Here is a 22209-nt window from a genome sequence, read left to right on the forward strand (position 1 = left end):
GGAACTCGCGACGGAGCAAACATATGCTCCGCCGCCCTACGTTTACTTGATTGCCGGGTACTCGACCTCACGCTGCTTGGCACAAGTGATCTATCTGAAAGAAATCTACCTGTAGGTAAACCCTTGTAGAAAGGTTAACTGTTATGACTAAGGAACTCGATTTCGAGGCAATTAAAAACGCTGCCGAGTCTCACCGTGCTGATATGACTCGCTTCCTGCGCGCTATGATCTCCCACCCCTCTGAGTCCTGCGAGGAGGGCGAGGTTGTCGCCTGCATCAAGGCCGAGATGGAGAACCTTGGCTATGACGAGGTCAAGGTCGACGGCCTGGGCAACGTCATGGGCTTTATGGGCGAGGGCGACAAGATCATCGCCATCGACTCCCACATCGACACCGTCGGCATCGGCAACATCGAGAACTGGGATGCCGATCCCTATGAGGGCTACGAGACCGACGAGATCATCTACGGCCGCGGCGGCTCCGACCAGGAGGGCGGCATGGCTTCTGCTACCTACGCTGCCAAGATGATGAAGGACATGGGCCTTATCCCCGAGGGCTACAAGATCATGGTCGTCGGCACCGTCCAGGAAGAGGACTGCGACGGCATGTGCTGGCAGTACATTTACAACAAGGACGGCATTAAGCCCGAGTTCGTCATTTCCACCGAGCCCACCGACGGCGGCATCTATCGCGGTCACCGCGGCCGCATGGAGATCCGTGTCGACGTTCACGGCACCTCCTGCCACGGCTCCGCTCCCGACCGCGGCGACAACGCCATCTACAAGATGGCCGACATCATCGCCGACGTCCGCGCCCTCAACAACAACGGCTGCGACGAGTCGACCGACATCAAGGGTCTCGTCAAGATGCTCGACCCCAAGTACAACCCCGAGCACTTCGAGGACGCCCGCTTCCTGGGCCGCGGCACCTGCACCGTCAGCCAGATCTTCTACACCAGCCCCAGCCGCTGCGCTGTCGCTGACTCCTGCGCCATCTCCATCGACCGTCGCATGACCGCCGGTGAGACCTGGGAGTCCTGCCTGGACGAGATTCGTAACCTGCCGGCCGCCAAGAAGTACGGCGACGACGTGAAGGTCTCCATGTACATGTACGACCGTCCGTCCTGGACCGGCGAGGTCTACGAGACCGAGGCTTACTTCCCCACGTGGATCAACAAGGAGACTGCTCCGCACGTCAAGGCCCTCGTCGACGCTCACAAGGCCATGTTTGGTGACGAGCGCATCGGCTGCGAGCCCAGCATGGACAAGCGCACCGGTCGTCCGCTGTGCGACAAGTGGACCTTCTCCACGAACTGCGTCTCCATCCAGGGCCGCTACGGCATCCCCTGCGTGGGCTTTGGCCCGGGTGCCGAGTCTCAGGCTCACGCTCCCAACGAGGTCACCTACAAGGACGACCTGGTCACCGCTGCCGCCATGTATGTGGCTGCCCTGAACCTCTACGATCCGAGCCAGGCCGATGGCGACGCCACCGTGTTCCGCGCCGGTCTGACCAACAACAAGATCGATTAGTCCCATTCCTCGATTTTGTTGAGCCGGGGGCCGCTCGCGTCCCCGGCACCCCCTGTCGACTTGGGGCCCGCGGTCGTTATCTCCCATGCTTCCTCGACGGTAGCGGGTCCTCGTCATAGCGCTCTGCATGTTCTAGCCACACGCGCATGCCGGAGCGCATCTACTCATTGCGATCGTTTCATCTTTAGAAAGGACATTTCCATGGACGCCAAGTTTACCGAGCTCGTCGAGCAGCTGAACGGCCTCGATTTTAAGGGTATGTACGGCAGCGACTTCCTGCACACCTGGGATAAGACCACCGATGAGCTCAAGGCGCTCTACATCGTCGCCGACGCCCTGCGCCAGCTGCGCGAGAACAACGTCTCTCCCAAGATCTTCGACTCGGGTCTGGCCGTCTCCCTATTCCGCGACAACTCCACCCGTACGCGTTTCTCCTTCTCTAAGGCCGCCAACCTGCTCGGCCTTGAGCTGCAGGACCTGGACGAGAAGAAGTCCCAGATCGCTCACGGCGAGACCGTCCGCGAGACCGCTACCATGATCTCCTTCATGGCCGACGTCATCGGCATCCGCGACGACATGTACATCGGCAAGGGCGACGCCTACATGGCCGAGGTCTCCGAGTCTGTCCAGCAGGCTTACGAGGACGGCGTTCTGGATCACCGTCCCACGCTCATCTCCCTGCAGTCCGACTCCGACCACCCCACGCAGTCCTCTGCCGACATGCTCTACCTCATCAACGAGTTTGGCGGCCTTGAGAACCTCAAGGGCAAGAAGGTTGCCGTCACCTGGGCCTATTCGCCCTCTTACGGCAAGCCGCTGTCCTGCCCGCAGTCGCTGATCAGCCTGCTGCCCCGCTTTGGCATGGACGTCACCCTGGCTCACCCCGAGGGCTACGACCTCATGCCCGAGGTCGTTGAGCGCGCCCGCGGCTATGCCGCCGAGTCCGGCACCACCTTTAAGCAGGTCAACACCATGGCCGAGGCCTTCGAGGGCGCCGACATCGTGATCCCCAAGAGCTGGGCTCCGTTTGCCGCCATGGAGAAGCGCACCAACCTGTACGCCGAGGGCGACGACGCCGGCATCGCAGCGCTCGAGAAGGAGCTGCTCGCCCAGAACGCTACGCATCAGGATTGGTGCTCCACGACCGAGCTCATGGAGAAGACCGCCAACGGCCAGGACACCATCTTTATGCATCCGCTGCCCGCCGACATCTCCGGTGTCTCCTGCGAGCACGGCGAGGTCAACGCCGACGTCTTCGACATGCACCGTGTGGGCATGTACAAGGAGGCCAGCTACAAGCCGTACGCCATCGCAGCCATGATGTTCCTGCAGAAGGTTGCCGATCCCGCCGCTACCCTCAAGGCCCTCGACGAGCGCAACACCGCCCGTTGGTTCCAGGCCTAAAGCCGCGCTGAGGTAAGCCATGTAAAGGGGGCGCTCTGCCAACCGGCGGGGTGCCCCTTTTTGCATCGTGGGCGTGCGGGATAAGCGCTTTCGATGTAGATGCCCCGCGACGCGAGTTATGGGTACGATGGTTTCAGGGGAGGTATCGCCATGAAACTCGGTTGCGTCATTATGGCTTCGGGCGAGGGCAAGCGGTTTGGCTCTAACAAGATGCTTGCCGATATCTATGGCAAGCCGCTGATTGCCCGGACTATCGATTCGGTTCCCCGGGGCTTTGACGTCGTGGTTTCGACGCGTTGGCCCGAGGTCGCCCAGATTTGCGAGGACAAGCATTGCCCGTGCGTGCTGCACGATGGCAAGCTCAGGAGCGAAAGCGTCCGTGCGGGCCTTTCGTGGGGGGCGAGCCGCGGCTGGAAGGGTTGCCTCTTTTTGCCGGGCGACCAGCCGCTCGTGAGTTCGGATTCTTTTGAGGCCATGGTTCGCGCGTTTGATGAGCGTGGCCGCAAGTATCCGGTGCGTCTTGCGTGCAACGGTGAGCCTTCGAGCCCGGTGCTCTTTCCGGCGGAACTGTTCGATGCACTTATGTGTCTTGAGGGCAAGGACGGTGGCGGCTCGATCCTCAAGGACCGTATCGACGTGGTGCTGGTTGATGCGCGTGCTTACGAACTGTGGGACGTCGATACCGTCAAGGGACAGCGACGCATAACGGAGCATATCGCCGCCTGCTCGTATTTTGATCGCGTGGCCAACTGCATCAATCAATAAGGAGCAATTATGATCATCATCAAAAACGGCGCGCTCGTGACGCCCCAGGGGCTTCGTCGCGCCGATCTTGCCATGGATGGCGATAAGATCGTGCGGATCGCCGCGGCGATTGAGCCGGCCGAGGGCGATACTGTCGAGGATGCCGCGGGCTGCTGGGTGTTCCCGGGCTTTATCGATGGGCACACGCACATGCAGTGCTGGACCGGCATGGATTGGACAGCCGATAGCTTTGAGACCGGCACGCGCGCGGCTGCCTGCGGCGGCACGACGACCATTGTGGACTACGCGACGGCCGATCGCGGCGTGACCATGCCCGATGCCTTGGTCGAGTGGCATCATCGCGCCGACGGCACCTGCACCGCCAACTATGCCTTCCATATGGCGCTTGCCGAGTGGAATGAGCGCAACCGCGCCGATCTTTCGGCCATGCGCGAGGCGGGCGTGTCGTCGTTTAAGACCTACTTTGCCTACGACCATCTGCGCCTGGACGATGCCGAGACGCTCGAGGTGCTGGAGGAGCTCAAGCGCGTGGGCGGTATCCTGTGCGTGCATTGCGAGAACGGCACGTTGGTCAACGCGCTGCAGAAGCGCGTGTTTGAGCAGGGTATCCACGGGCCCGAGGGCCATGCGCTCAGCCGTCCGGACGTGTGTGAGGCCGAGGCCGTGAGCCGCCTGCTGTATCTGGCGCACTTGGCCGGGGACGCTCCGGTCAACGTGGTGCACCTTTCGACCAAGCTGGGGCTCGAGGCCATTCGCGCTGCCAAAGCGCACGGGCAGAAGAACATCTATGTCGAGACCTGCCCTCAGTATCTGATGCTCGACGACACCTGCTACCTTGAACAGGGAGAGGACGGCTTTGCGGGCGCCAAGTATGTGATGAGCCCGCCGCTGCGCCATGCCGGTGACCGTGCCGCGCTGCGCGAGGCGCTTGTGGCTGGCGAGATCGATACTATTGCGACCGATCATTGCAGCTTTAACCTGCACGGGCAAAAGGACCGAGGACGCGATGATTTCCGCGCGATTCCCAACGGCGGGCCCGGCGTGGAGCATCGTCCCGTTGCGATTGCCACGAGCTTTGAGGGACAGCTGGGTCCCGAGGATCTGTGCCGCTTGATGAGCGAGAATCCGGCGCGCGTTTTTGGCATGTATCCGCGCAAGGGCTGTCTTGCCGAGGGCGCCGATGCCGACGTGTGCGTGTGGGATCCGTGCGCGCGTTGGACGATCAGCGCCGCGACGCAGCATCAGGCCGTGGACTACACGCCGCTCGAGGGCTTTGAGGCGCATGGCCGCGCCAAGGCCGTGTTTGTGAACGGCGTGCTGGCGGCACGCGACGGCGAGCCCACCGGAGCCCAACCCGGCCGCTACGTGCCCCGCTAACGGGAAGACCGCCGGGGTAGCTAATTTGGGAGATGATTTTTGGGACGGGGTAGCAAAAAGAGCCCCGTCCCAAATTTGCTACCCCTGGAGGCTGGTGGCGATGAGGGGGCGGTTGAGGGCTGCCTCGAAGCGATCTGCCATTGTTGGGTCGGCAAGCGTGTCGGCTTGGTTGAGCATGACGCGTGCGGTGCTGAGTCCCAGCGCCTGCATCTCGGCATTGAGCACCTGGGCGACGCGCTCGGGCGTGGCGATGTCGGTAGGCTCGCAGCCGCAGCGCTCGCAGAAGAGCTCGGGGCGGTGGACAACCTCGGCGACGGGCTTGCCCAGCCCCGAGGCGCCGACGACCCAGACAACGTTTGCCGTGGCGGCGGGAATTACCGGCTCCCAGGCGGCATGCGCCTTGAGCGGGAGTCGCTTGCTGCCATCTGCCTCGGCCAACACATAGTTAAAGCGCCGTGCCAGCTCGCCGAGCGGCTCGGCGGGGGCGGAGAGCTTGCCTGTCTCCGGGTCCAAGACGCCTGCCTGGCAGATGCTTCCGTGCACAAGGCCCGTGCAGGCCTCGCAGGTGCAACCGGGGACATGCGCGGCGCCCGGCTTCCAAGGCGCGGCGTCCAGGCGACGATTCGACCCGTCCCATGGCACGCCGGCGACGGGAAACATATGCGTGGTGGTGCAGAGGAGCACGCGGCCGCCAGCGCGCATGAGCTCAAGACCCAGCGTCTTCAGCAACGTCGACTTGCCGCCGCTGCCGATAATCGCGGTAATGCCTGGCTCGATCCTGAGCGCCGAGACAAGATTGCCGCTAACCGTTTCCATCTGTTCACCGCCGTATAATACTGTGATAATAAATAATCATCAGAGTAGCGGTCGAACCGCTTTTGCTCTGCTCAAACCGTAGCACAGGGAGGTGCCCCGGGAATGCTCGTTTATGTTCGCGGCGCCGGCGATATCGCCACGGGCGTCGCCGCTCGCTTGGTGCGCTCCGGCGTGTCGGTCGTTATGGCCGATATCGCGGTTCCCACGTGCATCCGTCGCACAATCTGTTTTTGCGAGGCCATTCGCCTGGGCGAGGTCGAGGTCGAAGGCATTCGCGCTCGCTTGGCACAGACGCCGGCTGAGGCGCTTGCGATTACCGAGGCTGGAGACGTCGCCGTTGTAGTGGACCCCCAGGCCAAGATGCTCGGCGAGTTGAAACCCGTGGCTGTGGTCGACGCGATTTTGGCTAAGCGCAACTTGGGCACCACGCGCGACATGGCGCCTGCCGTCATCGCCGTGGGGCCGGGCTTTACCGCGCCGGTTGACTGCGACGCCGTGGTCGAGACCATGCGCGGGCATTTTCTCGGCCGTGTCATTACCCAAGGTTCGCCCCAGCCCAACACGGGCGTGCCGGGCATGATCGCCGGCTATGGCAAGGAGCGCGTTATCCACAGCCCCGCCGCCGGCATGTTTCGGTCCGACCGCACCATCGGCGACATCGTGAGCGCCGGAGACGTGATCGGGTATGCGGGTGATACTCCCATGGTCACGCAGATCGATGGCTGTCTGCGCGGGCTTTTGGCGAACGGCGTGCAGGTGACTGAGGGCTTTAAATGCGCCGACGTCGATCCGCGCGGCGATGCCAGCTATATCAACTATATTTCGGACAAGGCGACGTCGGTCGGCGGCGGCGTGCTCGAGGCACTCGCTATGCTCACCGATGTCTTTAGAGGATAGAAGGCGGCAATGGAAAAGCTCGATGTGGTGAATGCGGCGCTTGCCGCCCTGCGTGCTGGCGAGACGTGCGAGCTCGTGGTCGTGGCCGGCACGGCGGGGTCATCGCCGCGCGGCGTGGGCGCCTGGATGGCCGTCTTTGCCGATGGCAGCCAAGCGGGCACCATCGGCGGCGGCAAGATTGAGCTCTTTGCGCTGGACGAGGCGCGCGAGCTGCTGGGCGCAGGGCAATCGCGTCTGGTCCGCTACACCATGGGCGGCGAGAACTCCGATACCGGCATGATCTGCGGCGGAGCCATCTGCCTGTGCTATCTGCACCTGGATGTATCGCAGGCGCCGTTGTTCCAGTCGATTGCCGACGTCTTGGCGTATCGACGCATCGGCGACTTCGTCATCGACTTTGAGCCGTTTATCGCGAGCGCGCTCGAGGGCGATGTGGCCAAGTACCATGGCGAGGAGTCGCGCCGCACCATAATGGGCTGCCCCGAGCTTTCGCTGGTGGAGGAGGGGAGTAAGGTCACCTACACCAACGCGGCCTCCGAGATTCCCGCGGCGCACATCGAGACGCTCTGCCCCGAGGGCCTGACCTATATCTTTGGCTGCGGCCACGTGGGTGCTGCGACGGCGCGGGTGCTCACGGCGGCGGGCTTTGCCGTTGTGGCTTGCGACGACCGCCCCGGCACACTGACCCCCGAATGGGTGCCCGGTGTCTACGACCGTCGTCTGGTCGACTACAAGAGCCTGAGCAAGCAGTGCCCCATCGGCCCGCGTGACCTAGTGGTCGTCGCCACGGCGGGTCACAAGTCCGATATCGACGTGGTGATTCAGGCCATGCGCGCCAAGCCAGCCTATCTGGGCTGCTTGGGTTCGCGCCGTAAGACGGCCTTTGTGCGCGCCCGCCTGGAGCAGGAGGGCTTTACGCAGGACCAGATCGACGGGCTGCACCTGCCGATCGGCGTTGCCATCGAGGCCGAGGACCCCGAGGAGATCGCCATCTCCATCGCCGCCGAGATGATCCACCTGCGTCGCACCAAACTCGTCCCCCGCAAGCGCTAGTCGCATCCCAAATGAGCTGCCCCAGCCCTCTGCCGCATGCGGGTCAAAATGCTACCTGTGCCATATGCCCTATAATGTCCGACCGTTGAGCGGCATGGGGCCGCTGCCTAGGGTATGGGAGGCGCAAATGGCAGAGTCGGCAGCAGGGGATGCCCTGTTCGAGCGTACGGGAAAAGTATCTTTTGTGCAGGTATTGCCCCATGCACTGCAGCATGTGCTGGCGGCATTCGCGGGTATCGTCACGCCCGCCATCATCATCGCGTCGGTCTGTGGCTTTACCCCTCAAGAGGAGGCCGCCGTCATCCAGGCGTCGCTCGTCCTCTCGGCGCTCGACATTTTCCTTCAACAGTTCCCCATAAAAGGCGTCGTCGGTTCGGGCCTGCCCATTGTGATGGGTGCGAGCTTTACCTTCGTGCCGGCGCTCAAGGCAGTCGGTCTTGAGCTTGGCTTTGAGGCCGTGCTGGGCGCCCAGGTAATCGGCGGCGCGCTCGTCGTGCTATTCGGCCTACTGTTTAGGCGCGTGAGTTTTCTGTTCCCGGCTCCGGTGCTTGGCACCGTTATCTTTGTCATTGGCCTGTCGCTATGCCCAGTGGCAGTTGCCTCCATGGCGGGCGGGGAGGGCGCGGCCGATTTTGGCAGTGTCACCAACTGGGCCGTCGCACTCGTGACGTTCGTCGTTACCTTTATGGCCGGCAACTACGGCAAGGGCGCGCTTAGGCTGGGCAGCATCCTGGCTGGTATCTGCGCGGGCTTTGTTTTGGCTGCGGTGTTGGGCATGGTCGATTTCTCGGCCATCGCGACTGCCAGCTGGTTCGCCCCGCCGGCCCTGGGCGCCCATCGCCTGGTGTTCGACCCGGCCGCGTGCGCCGTCGTGGGCGTCGTCGCCATTGTCAACGCCGTGCAGGTTATGGGTGAGTTTGCCGCTGTCTCGTCCGCTGCGCTCGATACCCCTGCGACCGATAGCCAGATCTCGGGTGGCCTGATCGCCAACGGCCTGGTCGGTATGCTGTCGGGCTTTTTTGGCGGCGTCCCCACGGCAACCTTTGGCCAGAACGTGGGCATTATCGCCGAGAACAAGGTCGTCAACCGTATGGTCTTTACGCTTGCCGCCGCCATCTTGCTCATCGCGGGTCTGCTGCCCAAGTGTGCGGCAGTGCTCACGTCCATTCCGCAGCCGGTAATCGGCGGCGCCACGATCGGCGTGTTCGCGACCATCGGCATGAACGGCGTTGTCATGTTTGCCCGTCACGGCCTGTCTCAGCGCGATACCACGCTCATGGGTCTCTCTATCGCCTTTGGCACGGGCATTGAGCGCACGGCCGGCGCGCTTGCTGGCGCTGGATTCCCCGCATGGGTCGGCACCGTCTTTGGCGGATCCTCCATTGCCGTCGCCGCACTTGTTGCCGTCGTCCTCAACCTGGTCCTGCCTCGCCAAAAATAACGCCTCATATATGAGTTGCGTTGAAATACGGATTGTTTAAGCCTGTTAGGCCGCCAAACAGTCCCTATTTCACCGCAACTGCTTGTTGAGACCAATTTGTGCGGGGGAGTTGTGGAGTTGTGCAGGCAGACGAGGTTTTTCTGGAAATACGCTCCCGATGCGCGTATAGTACCGATTGTTTTGTCGGCTCCTGCTGCGTCGAGTCCAAACCGCGTAAATGCCATGAGCGGCGCGGATGCAGCCAGGAGGCACGAGGACAACCCATCGTGGCCACGCCCCGTGCTTAAAACCCCAAGAAGGAGTGAACAATGGCAGAAGAGAAGTATGTGCCGCGTCTGAAGACCAAGTACAACAACGAGGTCAAGCAGCAGCTTCAGGACAAGTTCCAGTACGAGAACGTCATGATGATCCCCAAGTTTGAGAAGATCGTTGTGAACATGGGTGTCGGCGAGGCCGCTACCGATTCCAAGGCCATCGACGGTGCCGTGCGCGACCTGCGCGCCATCACCGGCCAGCAGCCGATGATCACCCGTGCCCGCAAGTCCATCGCTACCTTCCGCCTGCGCGCTGGTATGCCGATCGGCTGCAAGGTTACCCTGCGTGGCGACCGTATGTGGGAGTTCTTCGATCGTCTGACCTCCGTCGCGATCCCCCGTATCCGCGACTTCCGCGGCATCTCCGCCAAGAGCTTCGACGGCCGTGGTAACTTCTCCATGGGCGTCACCGAGCAGCTCATCTTCCCCGAGATTGACTTCGACTCCGTCGATCACCAGCGTGGTATGGACATCACTTTCGTGACCACCGCCAACACCGATGAGGAGGCCAAGGCCCTTCTGGACGCCTTCGGTTTCCCGTTCAAGAAATAGGTTCACCTGCCCTATAAGCGCCGTTCCCACAAAGGGGGCGGCGCTTGGGGGCGAACAATACTCTATGTGAGGAGGATATAAGTGGCTAAGACATCGATGATCGTCAAGTGCAATCGCAAGCAGAAGTTCTCTACTCGTGAGTACACGCGCTGCCAGCGCTGCGGCCGTCCGCACTCTGTGTACCGCAAGTTCGGCCTGTGCCGTGTCTGCTTCCGCGAGCTTGCACTCAAGGGCGAGCTTCCCGGCGTTAAGAAGGCCAGCTGGTAAGTCACTACCAGCGTTTCAAGCATCCGTTTGGAACAGGGAAAACGCGCTAAATAGGCTTTGCCGTTAAGGGCGGCGAAGAACCAAGAGCACGTGTTCATCAAGAACGAAGGAGAATCTGTATGAACCTTACAGACCCGATCGCAGATATGCTTACGCGCATCCGTAACGCTAACTCTGTGAACAAGGCCACGGTCTCCATGCCGAGCAGCAAGAAGCTCGTCGAGATCGCTCGTGTTCTGCACGAGGAGGGCTACATCGAGGGCTACGATGTCGAGGACACCGTTCCCCAGAAGACTCTGCACATCACGCTTAAGTATGGTCCCAAGAAGGCTAAGGTCATCAACGGCATCCGCCGCATTTCCAAGCCGGGCCTGCGTAAGTACACCGGCGTTGCCGACATGCCCCGCGTCCGTGGTGGCCTTGGTACCGCCATTATTTCCACCAGCCATGGCGTCATGACCGACCGCGATGCTCGCAAGCACAACGTCGGCGGCGAGATCATCGCTTACGTCTGGTAATTCGCTCGGTAGGTAGAAGGAAAGGAGATCACCGTGTCTCGTATCGGTAATAAGCCTGTCCAGATTCCCGCCGGAGTCGAAGTGGCAGTCAACGGCAACAACGTTGTCGTCAAGGGCCCCAAGGGCCAGCTCGAGCTCGATGTTTTTGAGAAGCTCACCATCAACGTCGAGGACAACGTCCTCACCGTTTCCCGTCCCGACGACGAGCGTGAGACCCGTGCCCGCCACGGCCTCACCCGCGCCCTCATCCACAACATGGTTGTTGGCGTTTCCGAGGGCTTCGAGAAGAAGCTCGAGCTCGCCGGCGTCGGCTACCGCGTGCAGCAGAAGGGCAAGAACCTCGAGTTCTCCCTGGGCTTCTCGCACCCCGTGATCGTCGAGGCTCCCGAGGGCATCACCTTCGAGGTTCCCGACAACACCCACGTGAACGTCAAGGGTATCAACAAGCAGCAGGTCGGTCAGATCGCCGCTGAGATCCGCGGCCATCGTCCTCCCGAGCCTTACAAGGGCAAGGGTATCCACTATGTTGGCGAGCACATCCGCCGCAAGCTGGGTAAGGCCGCCAAGTAGTCGTAACCGACTCACTCGCATAAGACCAGCACCCCGTTAGGTGCTGGCAAGATCAACCTTTTTAGGAGTTTACGTATGAACAAGCATAAGGCGAAGCTGGAAGGCCTCAAGCGTCGTCAGCGTCGTGTTCGCGGCAAGGTCTCGGGTACCGCCGAGCGTCCGCGTCTTCGCGTGACCCGTACTAACGCCAACATCTATGCCCAGATCATCGACGACAGCAAGGGCTCCAGCCTGACGCTCGTCTCTGCCTCGACCCTCGAGGCCGAGTTCAAGGGCACCCACACCTCGAACAAGGAGGCTGCGGAGAAGGTCGGTCAGCTCGTTGGCAAGCGTGCCATCGAGGCCGGCATCACCAAGGTCGCTTTCGATCGTGGTGGCCGTATCTACCATGGCCGCGTCAAGGCCCTCGCCGACGGTGCTCGTGCCGCCGGTCTCGAGTTCTAGGAGGTATGTAGCACATGGCTCGTAATCAGAAGCAGCAGCGCGAGGCCTCCGAGTTCGAGGAGCGCGTCGTTTACATCAACCGCGTGTCGAAGACCGTCAAGGGTGGTCGTCGCATGAGCCTCGTCGCTCTCGTCGTCGTTGGCGACGGCAAGGGCAACGTCGGCGTTGGCATGGGCAAGTCCGCTGAGGTGCCCATGGCCATCTCCAAGGCGTCTCTCGATGCCAAGAAGAACATGTTCCACGTGCCGGTGACCGAGCAGGGCACCATTCCGCACGAGGTTCTCGGTCACTTTGGTGCCGGCCGCATCATCATCAAGCCCGCTGTCGAGGGTACCGGCGTTATCGCCGGCGGCGCTGTGCGTCCCCTCTTCGAGCTTGCTGGCATCAAGAACGTCCTGTCCAAGTCCCTCGGTACCGACAACGGCCTCAACATCATCAAGGCTGCCGTCGAGGGCCTCAAGGAGCTCTCCAGCCCTGAGGACGTCGCGGCTCGCCGTGGCCTGACGGTCTCCGAGATGTTCGTCGGTAAGGAGAACTAAGCATGGCTGACACCATCAAGATCAAGCAGGTCCGCAGCACCAATGGTTGCAAGCAGGACCAGGTCCGTACTGTCCGTGCCCTCGGTCTCCACAGGATCCGCGAGGTTCGCGAGATTGCTGACAACGAGTCCGTCCGCGGCATGATCTTCAAGGTCAAGCACCTTGTCGAGATTGTAGAGGAGTAGCAAATGCAGCTTCACGATCTTACTCCCGCGCCCGGTTCCACCAAGAACCGCAAGCGCGTCGGCCGTGGCAATTCTTCGGGTCACGGCACCACTTCTGGCCGCGGTCAGAAGGGCCAGGGTTCCCGCTCTGGCGGCACCAAGGGTGCCGGCTTCGAGGGTGGCCAGACTCCGCTGGCTATGCGCCTGCCCAAGCTTCCGGGCTTCCGCAACCCCCGTCGCATCGAGTACACCGCTGTTAACGTTGAGCGTCTCGAGCGCAAGTTCGAGGATGGCGCTGTGATCGACGGTGCCGCTCTTAAGGCCGCTCGCATCACCAAGAGCGAGTTCGAGCCCGTCAAGGTGCTCGGCAATGGTGAGCTCACCAAGAAGTTCACGGTCAAGGTCGACAAGGTCAGCGCTTCTGCGCAGGCCAAGATCGAGGCCGCCGGCGGAAAGGTCGAGCTGCCGTGCTAAATGGTCTTAAGAATGCTTTCCGCATCAAAGAATTGCGCGAAAAGATTCTTTTTACCATAGCTATGCTCGTCGTGTACCGCATTGGTGCGCACGTTCCTGTGCCCGGCATTCCCTTCCAGGGGATGCTGGGCCTTTTCTCGACCGATAACAATTCGGTCGCCGCAGGTGCTATGGCCCTCCTGAATCTTTTCTCTGGTGGCGCGTTGAGCTATGTTTCGGTGTTCTCCCTGGGCATCATGCCTTACATCACCAGCTCGATCATCCTCCAGATGCTCCAGGCCGTTGTGCCTTCCCTGCATGAGCTTGCCCGCGAGGGCGAGGTCGGTCAGACAAAGATTACGCAGTATTCGCGTTACCTCACCCTGGCTCTGGCAATCCTCAACTCCGTGGGTTACCTCTTCCTCTTTAAGAGCTTCGGCATCAGCTTTACTGGCGCCGGCGCTCCCGAGATCATCTTCGACCTCATGATCGTCGGCACGCTCACCGCGGGCGCCATGCTGATTATGTGGATTGGTGAGCTCATCACCCAGCGCGGTATCGGCAATGGCATGTCGCTGATCATCTTTGCGAACATCATGGCCGGCCTGCCGCAGGCGATTTTCTCCAGCACCGAGGGCAATGCCGGTGGCATCATCACCATGGTGATCATTTGCGCCATCATCCTGCTGGTCATCCCGCTGATCGTTTTCCTTGAGCGCGGCCAGCGCCGCATCCCGGTCTCCTATGCTAAGCGCGTCGTGGGCCGTCGCATGATGGGTGGCCAGACCACCTACCTGCCCATCAAGGTCAACACTGCGGGCGTCGTGCCGATTATCTTCGCTTCGGCGCTGCTGTACTTCCCGGCTCAGATTGCCGTGTTCTTCCCCGGCATCGGCTGGATTCAGGCAGTTGCCTCTGCGCTTTCGACCGGTTGGCTCAACTGGGTGCTTAACGTTGTCCTCATCGTGTTCTTCGCGTACTTCTACACCTCTATGGTGTTCAACCCCGATGACACGGCCGACAACCTTAAGAAGCAGGGTGGCTTTATTCCGGGCGTCCGTCCGGGTAGGGCTACCGCGGCCTACATCAAGAACGCGCTCAACAAGATCACGCTTCCCAGCGCTGTCTTTTTGGCGCTCATCGCCATCGTGCCTTCGATCATCTTCTCCTTCACGGGTAACCATCTGATCCAGGCATTTGGCGGCACGTCCATCCTCATCATGGTCGGCGTCGTGCTCGACACGGTCGATAAGCTCGAAGGCCAGATCAAGATGTATGATTACGATGGATTCTTTAAATAGGCTAGAGGAGGATTGCTCATGAACCTCGTATTGCTCGGAGCTCCGGGTGCCGGTAAGGGCACCGTCGCACAGGAGCTCGTCGCCGAGTTTGGCGTCGCTCACATTTCCACGGGCGACCTGCTGCGTGCTGCCGTCAAGGGTGGCACCGAGCTTGGTATTCAGGCTAAGAAGTACATGGACGCTGGCGAGCTCGTTCCCGATCAGCTCGTGATCGACCTTGTCAAGGAGCGCCTTGCTGCCGATGACGCCCAGCAGGGCTTCATCCTCGATGGCTTCCCGCGCAACACCGCCCAGGCTGTGACGCTCGATTCCGAGCTCTCCGCCATGGGTCGCGAGATCGACTGCGCTCTTCTGGTCGACGTGGCGCCCGAGGTCATCATCGATCGTCTGTCTTCGCGTCGCACCTGCCGCGCCTGCGGTTACACCGGCACCGCTGCCGATGCCACCTGCCCCAAGTGCGGCGGCGAGATGTATCAGCGCGACGACGACAAGCCCGAGACCATCAAGAACCGTCTCGACGTCTACGAGAAGTCCACGAGCCCGCTCGTCGACTACTATCGTGGCCAGGGTCTGCTCAAGTCGGTCAACGGTGACCAGGCTCGCGAGACCGTGTACGGGGATGTCAAAGAGGCTCTCGGTCTATGATCAAGATTAAGTCTGCAACGCAAATTGAGCAGATGAAGAAGGCAGGAGCGCTATCTAAGATGGCGCTCCGCCACGTTGGAGCCATGGTTCGCCCCGGCGTGTCGACCTTCGAGCTCGATCAGCTTGCGGAGCAGATTATCCGCATGCATGGCGGCACCCCTGCCTTTAAGGGCTACGGCGGTTTCCCGGGGACCATTTGCGCATCGATCAACGATGCCGTGGTCCACGGTATTCCCAACCCCGACATGATCCTGCGTGATGGCGATATCATCTCCATCGATACGGGAGCTGTCGTTGACGGTTGGGTTGGCGATAACGCCTGGACGTTTTTCGTCGGCACGCCCACGCCCGAGGCCAAGGCCCTGTGCGAGGTTACGCGCGATTGCCTAAAGGCTGCCATCGAGCAGGCTGTTCCCGGTAACCATATCGGGGACGTCGGCTATGCCGTTCAGTCCCTTGCCGAGTCTCACGGTTACGGCGTGCTTCGCGATTACGTGGGGCATGGTATCGGCCGTGTGATGCACGAGGATCCCAACGTTCCAAATTATGGAAAGAAGGGGAGAGGCGTTCGCCTTCAGGCTGGTATGGTCATCGCCATCGAGCCGATGGTAACGATGGGTTCCAATCATGTGAGCACAGGCTCCGATGGTTGGATCGTTACGACCAACGACCATCTGCCCGCCGCGCACTACGAGAACACCGTCGCCATTACTAATGACGGCCCGGTGATTCTTACCACGGATGCCCAGGGTGCTTGGTGCTCCTTGCAAGGAGGCGAGATGTAGAGGCCGCGTTCAAATTCGTCGGCATTTACATTTCAAATGTAACAAGTTTCACTTAGATGTGGAGCCATTACGAAGATATTACGATACGTGCATGCGTGTTGTAGAATACTCAATCGCTGTCGTTTTCTAGAGAAAGATGATTGCTTGTGAAGAAGGAAGACGCAATTGAGCTCGAGGGTACGGTAAAGGAACCGCTGCCTAACGCCATGTTTAAGGTCGAGCTCGAGAACGGTCATTCGGTTCTGTGCAACATTTCTGGCAAGATCCGAATGAATTACATCCGCATTCTCCCCGGTGACAGGGTTGTCGTGGAGCTTTCCCCGTACGACCTGACCCGCGGTCGCATCACCTATCGCTATAAATAGCGACACGCATACACGCTCTTTTCCGACTGCAGGCTTAGCTCAACCTACGGTCGGTTTGCGTGTGAAGACCAGCCATAGTTTTAAACGCCTGCGGCTGGGCGAGTAGATAGTAGGGAAGTAGTTTGAGCGCTACCGAAAGGAAGAACGATGAAGGTACGTCCTTCGGTCAAGAAGATGTGCGATAAGTGCAAAATCATTAGGCGCCATGGCAAGGTCCTCGTCATTTGCGAGAACCCCCGTCATAAGCAGCGTCAGGGTTAAGAGAGGAGACTACGTTGGCCCGTATTAATGGTGTCGACCTCCCGCGTGAGAAGCGCGTTGAGATCGGTCTGACCTACATTTACGGCATCGGCCGCACCACTGCGACGAAGATTTGCGTCGAGTGCAACGTTAACGTGGATACGCGCGTTAAGGACCTCACCGAGGATGAGGTTAACGCCATCCGCGATTATATCGATAAGAATCAGATCATGGTTGAGGGCGACCTCCGCCGTGAGCGCAACCAGAACGTCAAGCGCCTCATGGACATCGGCTGCAACCGCGGCCTTCGTCACCGCAAGGGCCTCCCGGTCCGCGGCCAGCGCACCCACACTAACGCTCGTACCCGCAAGGGCCCGAAGCGTCAGATCGGTGCTAAGAAGAAGAAATAAGGAGCGCTAGATAGATGGCTACTGCTAAGAAGAACGTTCGCGCTGCCCGTCTGAAGCGCGCGGACCGTAAGAACATTTCCGTGGGCCAGGCTCACATTCGTTCTACGTTCAACAACACGATCGTTTCGATCACCGATCCCCAGGGCAACGTCATTTCCTGGAAGTCGGCTGGCCAGGTGGGCTTCAAGGGCTCCCGTAAGTCCACGCCGTTCGCTGCCCAGATGGCTGCCGAGGCTGCTGCCAAGCAGGCCATGGAGCACGGTATGAAGAAGGTTTCCGTCTTCGTCAAGGGCCCCGGCTCCGGTCGTGAGACCGCCATCCGCTCCCTCCAGGCTGCTGGCCTCGAGGTCTCGAGCATCCAGGACAAGACCCCCATTCCGCACAACGGCTGCCGCCCCAAGAAGCGTCGCCGCGTGTAACTGAAAGGATCGTATCAATATGGCAATCGACAGGACTCCTGTTCTTAAGCGCTGCCGTCAGCTCGGGATCGATCCCGCTGAGCTCGGTTACAGCAGCAAGAAGGAATCTATCCGTCAGCCCAAGCGCCGTCGCAAGGAATCTGAGTACGGCATGCAGCTGCGTGAGAAGCAGAAGGTCAAGTTTATCTATGGCGTTCTGGAGAAGCAGTTCCACGGCTACTTCAACAAGGCCCGTAAGATGAACGGCGTCACCGGTGAGAACCTCATGATCATCCTTGAGTCTCGCCTCGACAACGTCGTCTTCCGTCTTGGCTTTGCCCGCACCCGCAAAGAGGCTCGTCAGTCCGTCCGTCACGGTCACTTCACCGTGAACGGCAAGCGCGTGGACATTCCGTCCTACCGCGTCAAGGCCGGCGACGTCGTCGCTGTCGGCGAGAAGTTCCGTGACCTCCTCCCCATCAAGGAGGCCCTGATTTCCTCCGAGCGCTTTGAGGTCCCTGGCTGGCTCGAGGTCGATATCGAGAAGCTGTCTGGTAACGTGCTCGCTCTGCCGACGCGTGAGCAGATCAGCGGTGATATCAACGAGCAGCTCATCGTCGAGCTCTACTCTAAGTAGTCCATCCGGGCTGCTGAGGCTGGAGGTAATACATGTCAGAATTCATTAGGCCTCAGGTTCAGGTCGAAGAGATCAACGAGATCTCTGCTCGTGTCTCCGTCGAGCCGCTCGAGCGTGGCTACGGCGATACGCTGGGTAACTCGCTTCGTCGTGTTCTTCTGTCCTCGCTCGAGGGTGCCGCCGTCGAGGCCATTCAGATCGATGGTGCGCAGCACGAGTTCATGACCATCCCTAACATGGTCGAGGATGTCACCGACATCGTCCTGAATGTCAAGGGTCTTGTCTTCAGGGCTCTCGGCACGACCGACGAGGCAACCGCCACCATCTCGGTTGACGGCCCTTGCGAGGTCACCGGTGCGGACTTCTTTATTCCGTCCGAGTTTGAGCTGGTCAACCCCGAGCAGCACATTGCTACGCTCACTGAGGGCGGCCATCTCACCATGAGCATGCGCATCGGCTATGGCCGCGGCTATGTTTCTGGCGAGGCCAACAAGCGCGACAACGATCCCATCGGTGTGATCCACGTCGACTCGCTGTACTCGCCGGTTTCCCGTTGCGCCAAGCTCGTTGAGGCTTGCCGTGTCGGTCAGCACACCGACTACGACCGCCTTGTCCTCGAGATCGAGACCAACGGCTCCATCGCCCCTCGCGACGCCGTGGTCCAGGCTGCCAATATCATCAACCAGCATATGGCCGCCTTTATGAACCTTGCCGAGACCCCCGAGGTCGAGGAGGAGGCTTCGATCTTCGCTCCCGAGGTCACCAACGACAACGCCGAGCTGGACAAGCAGATCGAGGATCTGGACCTTTCCGTCCGTTCCTACAACTGCCTTAAGCGCGCCAGCATTCACTCGGTCCGTCAGCTCGTTGAGTTCTCGGAGAACGATCTGCTCAACATCCGTAACTTCGGTGTTAAGTCGATCGAGGAAGTGAAGGACAAGCTTGAGTCCATGGGCCTGAGCCTGAAGGCTTAATGCTTCGCATATTTGAGGAGAAACTAGACCATGCGTCACAACGTTAAGAAGGGCCTGAAGCTCGGCACCGATGCGAGCCACACCAAGGCCATGAAGAAGAGCCTTGCTAAGGCCCTCTTCGAGAACGACCGCATCAAGACCACCGAGACCCGCGCTAAGGCGCTGCGTTCGGTCGTCGATCCGATCATCACCTGGGCCAAGAAGGGCGACCTGCACTCTCGTCGTCTGGCTATCGCCAAGCTCGGCGATAAGCAGCTCGTTGCCGAGATCTTCGACAAGGCTGCTCAGGGCATGTGGCAGGACCGCAACGGCGGTTACACCCGCATCATGAAGCTCGGTAACCGCAAGGGCGACAACGCTCCGATCGTTATCATGGAGCTCGTCACCGAGCCTTGCACGCCCAAGGCCAAGAAGGCTGCTCCGGCCCCCAAGAAGGCCGCTGCTCCCAAGAAGGTCGAGGCTGTCGAGGAGGCTCCTGCTGAGGAGACTGCTGAGTAGACATTCCGTCTGCATAGGCTATATTCGAGGGGTACGTTCGCGTACCCCTCTTTTTTTGTCGCAATACCGTTGCTTGTTTGTAGGGAGCGCCCATGACTGCGCCGTCTGATTTCAATTCGACCCCCGAGCTCGACGCCACCCTTGTATTTCGTGTGGCCTATGATGGCTCCTCCTATAGCGGATTTGCCGAGCAGCCGGGCCAGACGACGGTTGCGGGTGAGTTGCGCCGTGCAATCGAGACGTTGCTGCGTCGCCCAATCGATCTGACGTGCGCGGGACGTACCGATGCCGGCGTGCATGCGGTGGCCCAATACATCAGCGTGCCCGTAACGGACGCTGAGCTCGCCTTGACGCGCCGTAGGTGGCTGCGGGCTATGGATGCTCTGCTGCCCAAAGATATCGCCATAAACGAGGTCTACAGGGCCCGTAAAGGCTTTTCTGCACGTTTTGACGCGCGTTCTCGCACGTACACTTATCGCATCGCCGACCGTGATGCGCGACCCGTGCTGTCACGCGGTGCAGTGTGGTGGCATCGCTATCCCCTCGACGTCGATGCGATGGCGGCCGCCTGCCCTGCGCTTTTGGGCGAGCAGGACTTTAAGAGCTTTTGCAAGGTCGCTTCTGCCGTGGGCAAACCTACGCACCGCTGCGTAATGCGTGCCGAGTTTGGCCATGAGGTCGCCTTTGGCGAGGACATCCTCACGTTTACCATCGAGGGCAATGCGTTTTTGCATTCGATGGTTCGAACCATTGTGGGCACCCTTGTCGAGATCGGCATGCATCGCCGCGATCCCGAGTGGATGCGCGAGGTAATTGATGCCTGCGATCGCTCCGCTGCCGGTCCTACGGCGCCCGCATGCGGTCTTACCTTTATGGGCGTGGACTACGACCCCGCCGAGCTTGTGGTGCTCGATTAGGGAAGTGGCTGCCTGACGGCGATCTTTGTGTGCGGCGCCTGTGGGCGGGGCGTGTGCAACATCTGTTCTTGACGTGCATCGCGACGGGCGACCGCCCGCATTAATTAACGGGGTGTACCATGAACGACAGTTTGTTACTAGCTGTCGAGAGGACGGAAAAACTTGGTTCGACGTGGTTCGCATCCGCGACTTTCGGTGATCCTGATTGTTGAGGGTTCGCCCAGCTATGCGATGCGCGCACTCGAGAGCATCCAAAACCAAGACCTCTACGATTTGCAAATTGTCGTCGTTTGCCGCGGCGTGGTAGCCGGTGTGCGCCATTCGCTCGAAGTTGCCGCCGACAGGGACATTCATATTGATTTGATTGATGTTGAGGACCCAGCGCCTGGTGCCTGCCTGCGTGCCGGCTTTGCGGCTTCGCGCGGCTCCCAGATCATTGCGATGAATGCCAATGAGTGGTTTGCGCCGCAGTCCCTTTCGCAGATGGTCGAAAGCTCCTGCGACGCTTCTGCTGACATCGTGTTTCCCTCTGTTTCGCTCGATCGCTACGATGTTCACCGCGAACGTCATTCCCGAGTTTTGGACGCGACATCCGTTTCTGAAGATGAGGACCGGGCGGCTTGCCTGACCCAATTGGTTTCCTGTGGTTTAATCCGACAGACCTCTGGCGTGCTGTATGATCGCGCCCTTTTTGAGGCGTGCCTTGCGCATGGCGATGCGTTTCGCACGGTGTCTTTTTTGACGTTCGCGCTTTCGCAGGCAAAGCGCGTTTCGGGATGTGGCCGTGCCCGTTTTCATGCAGTGGCGCCGTCGATTACGGAGACGTTTGACCCCACGATGTTTGCCAGGCTTTCTGATGATATCGGGGCGCTCGACAGGCTTGCCGACTCGCTTGCCGTCGCGGGCGGTGGCGATCAGTTGAAGCAGGTCTGCCAGCGGTATTACTACGCCGGCCTGGTTGCCTGCATCGAAAATTTGTGTCTGAGCCCCCATGGGGTGTCTTCAATAGAGCGTTCGGCCCGTTTGCATGATATGCTCGAAGCGCAGCGTACCCGTCAGATGGTTGTGGCTCTTAAGGGCAATCATCGGGGCTTAGGTCTGCTCTATGGTTCGATAGCTAGTGCCAAGCCTATGCGGTGTGCGTTGTATACGCATCTGGCGGCCTTTTTCAATCGTTCGGGCGTCAGGACTGTCCAGTAGCGTGATTTTCGAAATAAATTGCATGGAATTGTTTCGAAATGCGTTCTTATTCACTAAAACCCTCAAATAGCGCTAAACTATTCAATTACTAAGTGATTGTCTCCGCCATCTTTTGGAGTGAGGTTTTGTATGGCCAAAAAACGCAATGGGCGCCAGGATGCCATCAGAGATATTGTTCGCAATAAGGACGTACGTACGCAGCGCGTTTTGGTAGACGAGCTTCGCGCCATGGGTTTCGATTGCACGCAGGCGACCGTTTCGCGCGACATCGCGGACATGGGACTGCGTAAGCTCCCCGAGGGCATCTATGTCCTTGCCGAGGACCTGCATCTGCAGCGCATGGTTTCCGAGCTGGTTACCGGCGTACTGCGCACCGATAATCTGGTTATGATCAAGGCGCAGCCCGGTACGGCTTCTGGTATTGCCGCAGCGGTCGATGCCGCGGAGCTGCCCGACGTACTCGGCTCGCTTGCCGGCAACGACACGATCTTAGTCATTGCGCAGACGGCCGAGGACGGCGAACGCCTTGAGGCGCTCATCAACAAGCTGAGTAACTCTCACAAGTAGGGGATGCGTGGCACTGCTGCTGTGCCGATTGTTGCTATAGGTAATTGCCGAGGGCGTTGACGAAGGTCAGCGCCCTTTTGCATGCCGGCACCCGTTGCTCTATCGGTCCTGCAGCCGGGGCCGTCGTGGCATCTTGTGACATCTGCCGAAATAAAGAAGGCCCGAGCAG

The 22209-nt window shown here is 60.2% G+C and carries 29 protein-coding genes; 28 read left to right on the forward strand and 1 reads right to left on the reverse strand.

The window, feature by feature from the left end; genetic code table 11:
* Window positions 1–143 precede the first annotated feature (143 nt).
* The 4 genes from AAAX73_RS02560 to hydA all read left to right on the forward strand — a co-directional run bounded on the left by AAAX73_RS02560 (window position 144) and on the right by hydA (window position 5075).
* Window positions 144–1529, forward strand: a complete 1386-nt coding sequence (locus AAAX73_RS02560) for a YgeY family selenium metabolism-linked hydrolase (protein WP_117861979.1) — start codon at window positions 144–146, stop codon at window positions 1527–1529.
* Window positions 1530–1730: 201 nt separating this feature from the next.
* The gene (ygeW, locus tag AAAX73_RS02565) at window positions 1731–2933 is read left to right on the forward strand and encodes a knotted carbamoyltransferase YgeW (protein ID WP_349124929.1); all 1203 of its coding nucleotides are present in this window, start codon (window positions 1731–1733) and stop codon (window positions 2931–2933) included.
* A gap of 150 nt (window positions 2934–3083) precedes the next feature.
* Window positions 3084–3698 (forward strand): nucleotidyltransferase family protein, encoded by a 615-nt coding sequence (locus AAAX73_RS02570; RefSeq protein ID WP_158561624.1) that lies wholly within the window; start codon window positions 3084–3086, stop codon window positions 3696–3698.
* Between the two features lie 9 nt (window positions 3699–3707).
* Window positions 3708–5075: a dihydropyrimidinase gene (gene hydA, locus AAAX73_RS02575; RefSeq protein WP_117758830.1), complete on the forward strand. Its 1368-nt coding sequence runs from the start codon at window positions 3708–3710 to the stop codon at window positions 5073–5075.
* A gap of 78 nt (window positions 5076–5153) precedes the next feature.
* Here hydA and yqeC read toward each other — a convergent pair whose 3' ends face one another.
* A complete protein-coding gene (gene yqeC, locus AAAX73_RS02580) occupies window positions 5154–5891 on the reverse strand; it encodes a selenium cofactor biosynthesis protein YqeC (RefSeq protein ID WP_117758831.1) in 738 nt (245 codons plus the stop codon).
* 102 nt (window positions 5892–5993) lie between these two features.
* On the opposite strand from yqeC, the gene yqeB reads away from it, so the two are divergent.
* From yqeB to AAAX73_RS02700, 24 genes are all read left to right on the forward strand, one after another.
* Complete coding sequence (gene yqeB, locus AAAX73_RS02585; protein WP_349124930.1) at window positions 5994–6788, forward strand: selenium-dependent molybdenum cofactor biosynthesis protein YqeB; 795 nt, start codon at window positions 5994–5996, stop codon at window positions 6786–6788.
* A 9-nt stretch (window positions 6789–6797) separates the two neighbouring features.
* Window positions 6798–7841, forward strand: a complete 1044-nt coding sequence (locus tag AAAX73_RS02590) for an XdhC family protein (protein WP_349124931.1) — start codon at window positions 6798–6800, stop codon at window positions 7839–7841.
* A gap of 127 nt (window positions 7842–7968) precedes the next feature.
* Window positions 7969–9282 carry a solute carrier family 23 protein gene (locus tag AAAX73_RS02595; RefSeq protein WP_195644097.1) on the forward strand — a complete coding sequence of 438 codons (1314 nt, stop codon included), beginning with the start codon at window positions 7969–7971 and terminating at the stop codon, window positions 9280–9282.
* Window positions 9283–9590: 308 nt separating this feature from the next.
* The gene (gene rplE / locus AAAX73_RS02600) at window positions 9591–10148 is read left to right on the forward strand and encodes a 50S ribosomal protein L5 (RefSeq protein ID WP_006235260.1); all 558 of its coding nucleotides are present in this window, start codon (window positions 9591–9593) and stop codon (window positions 10146–10148) included.
* A gap of 81 nt (window positions 10149–10229) precedes the next feature.
* Window positions 10230–10415, forward strand: coding sequence for a type Z 30S ribosomal protein S14 (locus tag AAAX73_RS02605; RefSeq protein ID WP_022094280.1), 186 nt, complete (start codon window positions 10230–10232; stop codon window positions 10413–10415).
* Between the two features lie 119 nt (window positions 10416–10534).
* Window positions 10535–10933, forward strand: coding sequence for a 30S ribosomal protein S8 (rpsH, locus tag AAAX73_RS02610; protein ID WP_006235262.1), 399 nt, complete (start codon window positions 10535–10537; stop codon window positions 10931–10933).
* A gap of 33 nt (window positions 10934–10966) precedes the next feature.
* Complete coding sequence (rplF, locus tag AAAX73_RS02615; protein ID WP_118079428.1) at window positions 10967–11503, forward strand: 50S ribosomal protein L6; 537 nt, start codon at window positions 10967–10969, stop codon at window positions 11501–11503.
* A 75-nt stretch (window positions 11504–11578) separates the two neighbouring features.
* On the forward strand, window positions 11579–11947 hold the full coding sequence (rplR, locus tag AAAX73_RS02620; RefSeq protein WP_055252235.1) for a 50S ribosomal protein L18: 369 nt from the start codon (window positions 11579–11581) through the stop codon (window positions 11945–11947).
* Between the two features lie 14 nt (window positions 11948–11961).
* Window positions 11962–12486, forward strand: a complete 525-nt coding sequence (gene rpsE / locus AAAX73_RS02625; RefSeq protein ID WP_006235265.1) for a 30S ribosomal protein S5 — start codon at window positions 11962–11964, stop codon at window positions 12484–12486.
* A gap of 2 nt (window positions 12487–12488) precedes the next feature.
* Window positions 12489–12671: a 50S ribosomal protein L30 gene (gene rpmD / locus AAAX73_RS02630; protein WP_006235266.1), complete on the forward strand. Its 183-nt coding sequence runs from the start codon at window positions 12489–12491 to the stop codon at window positions 12669–12671.
* Between the two features lie 3 nt (window positions 12672–12674).
* Window positions 12675–13124 carry a 50S ribosomal protein L15 gene (rplO, locus tag AAAX73_RS02635; RefSeq protein ID WP_006235267.1) on the forward strand — a complete coding sequence of 150 codons (450 nt, stop codon included), beginning with the start codon at window positions 12675–12677 and terminating at the stop codon, window positions 13122–13124.
* On the forward strand, window positions 13118–14404 hold the full coding sequence (gene secY / locus AAAX73_RS02640; protein WP_117775826.1) for a preprotein translocase subunit SecY: 1287 nt from the start codon (window positions 13118–13120) through the stop codon (window positions 14402–14404). The genes rplO and secY overlap by 7 nt, the downstream gene beginning before the upstream one ends.
* Window positions 14405–14422: 18 nt before the next feature.
* On the forward strand, window positions 14423–15049 hold the full coding sequence (locus AAAX73_RS02645) for an adenylate kinase (protein WP_006235269.1): 627 nt from the start codon (window positions 14423–14425) through the stop codon (window positions 15047–15049).
* The gene (map, locus tag AAAX73_RS02650) at window positions 15046–15834 is read left to right on the forward strand and encodes a type I methionyl aminopeptidase (RefSeq protein ID WP_006235270.1); all 789 of its coding nucleotides are present in this window, start codon (window positions 15046–15048) and stop codon (window positions 15832–15834) included. The genes AAAX73_RS02645 and map overlap by 4 nt, the downstream gene beginning before the upstream one ends.
* Window positions 15835–15980: 146 nt before the next feature.
* Entirely contained in the window at window positions 15981–16199 is a 219-nt protein-coding gene (infA, locus tag AAAX73_RS02655) for a translation initiation factor IF-1 (RefSeq protein ID WP_035137443.1), read from the forward strand.
* 147 nt (window positions 16200–16346) lie between these two features.
* Window positions 16347–16460: a 50S ribosomal protein L36 gene (gene rpmJ / locus AAAX73_RS02660; protein ID WP_006363204.1), complete on the forward strand. Its 114-nt coding sequence runs from the start codon at window positions 16347–16349 to the stop codon at window positions 16458–16460.
* Between the two features lie 14 nt (window positions 16461–16474).
* Window positions 16475–16849, forward strand: a complete 375-nt coding sequence (rpsM, locus tag AAAX73_RS02665) for a 30S ribosomal protein S13 (RefSeq protein ID WP_022094275.1) — start codon at window positions 16475–16477, stop codon at window positions 16847–16849.
* A 14-nt stretch (window positions 16850–16863) separates the two neighbouring features.
* Window positions 16864–17268: a 30S ribosomal protein S11 gene (rpsK, locus tag AAAX73_RS02670; protein ID WP_006235274.1), complete on the forward strand. Its 405-nt coding sequence runs from the start codon at window positions 16864–16866 to the stop codon at window positions 17266–17268.
* Window positions 17269–17287: 19 nt separating this feature from the next.
* Complete coding sequence (gene rpsD / locus AAAX73_RS02675; protein WP_006235275.1) at window positions 17288–17884, forward strand: 30S ribosomal protein S4; 597 nt, start codon at window positions 17288–17290, stop codon at window positions 17882–17884.
* 32 nt (window positions 17885–17916) lie between these two features.
* Entirely contained in the window at window positions 17917–18858 is a 942-nt protein-coding gene (locus tag AAAX73_RS02680; protein ID WP_349124932.1) for a DNA-directed RNA polymerase subunit alpha, read from the forward strand.
* Window positions 18859–18888: 30 nt separating this feature from the next.
* The gene (rplQ, locus tag AAAX73_RS02685; RefSeq protein WP_006235277.1) at window positions 18889–19356 is read left to right on the forward strand and encodes a 50S ribosomal protein L17; all 468 of its coding nucleotides are present in this window, start codon (window positions 18889–18891) and stop codon (window positions 19354–19356) included.
* 92 nt (window positions 19357–19448) lie between these two features.
* Window positions 19449–20273, forward strand: coding sequence for a tRNA pseudouridine(38-40) synthase TruA (gene truA / locus AAAX73_RS02690; RefSeq protein WP_118079434.1), 825 nt, complete (start codon window positions 19449–19451; stop codon window positions 20271–20273).
* A gap of 195 nt (window positions 20274–20468) precedes the next feature.
* Window positions 20469–21473 carry a glycosyltransferase family A protein gene (locus tag AAAX73_RS02695; RefSeq protein ID WP_349124933.1) on the forward strand — a complete coding sequence of 335 codons (1005 nt, stop codon included), beginning with the start codon at window positions 20469–20471 and terminating at the stop codon, window positions 21471–21473.
* 129 nt (window positions 21474–21602) lie between these two features.
* A complete protein-coding gene (locus AAAX73_RS02700) occupies window positions 21603–22040 on the forward strand; it encodes an arginine repressor (protein ID WP_022094272.1) in 438 nt (145 codons plus the stop codon).
* The last annotated feature ends 169 nt before the right edge of the window (window positions 22041–22209 follow it).

The organism is Collinsella sp. CLA-ER-H9, from assembly GCF_040092295.1.
Lineage (GTDB): Bacteria > Actinomycetota > Coriobacteriia > Coriobacteriales > Coriobacteriaceae > Collinsella.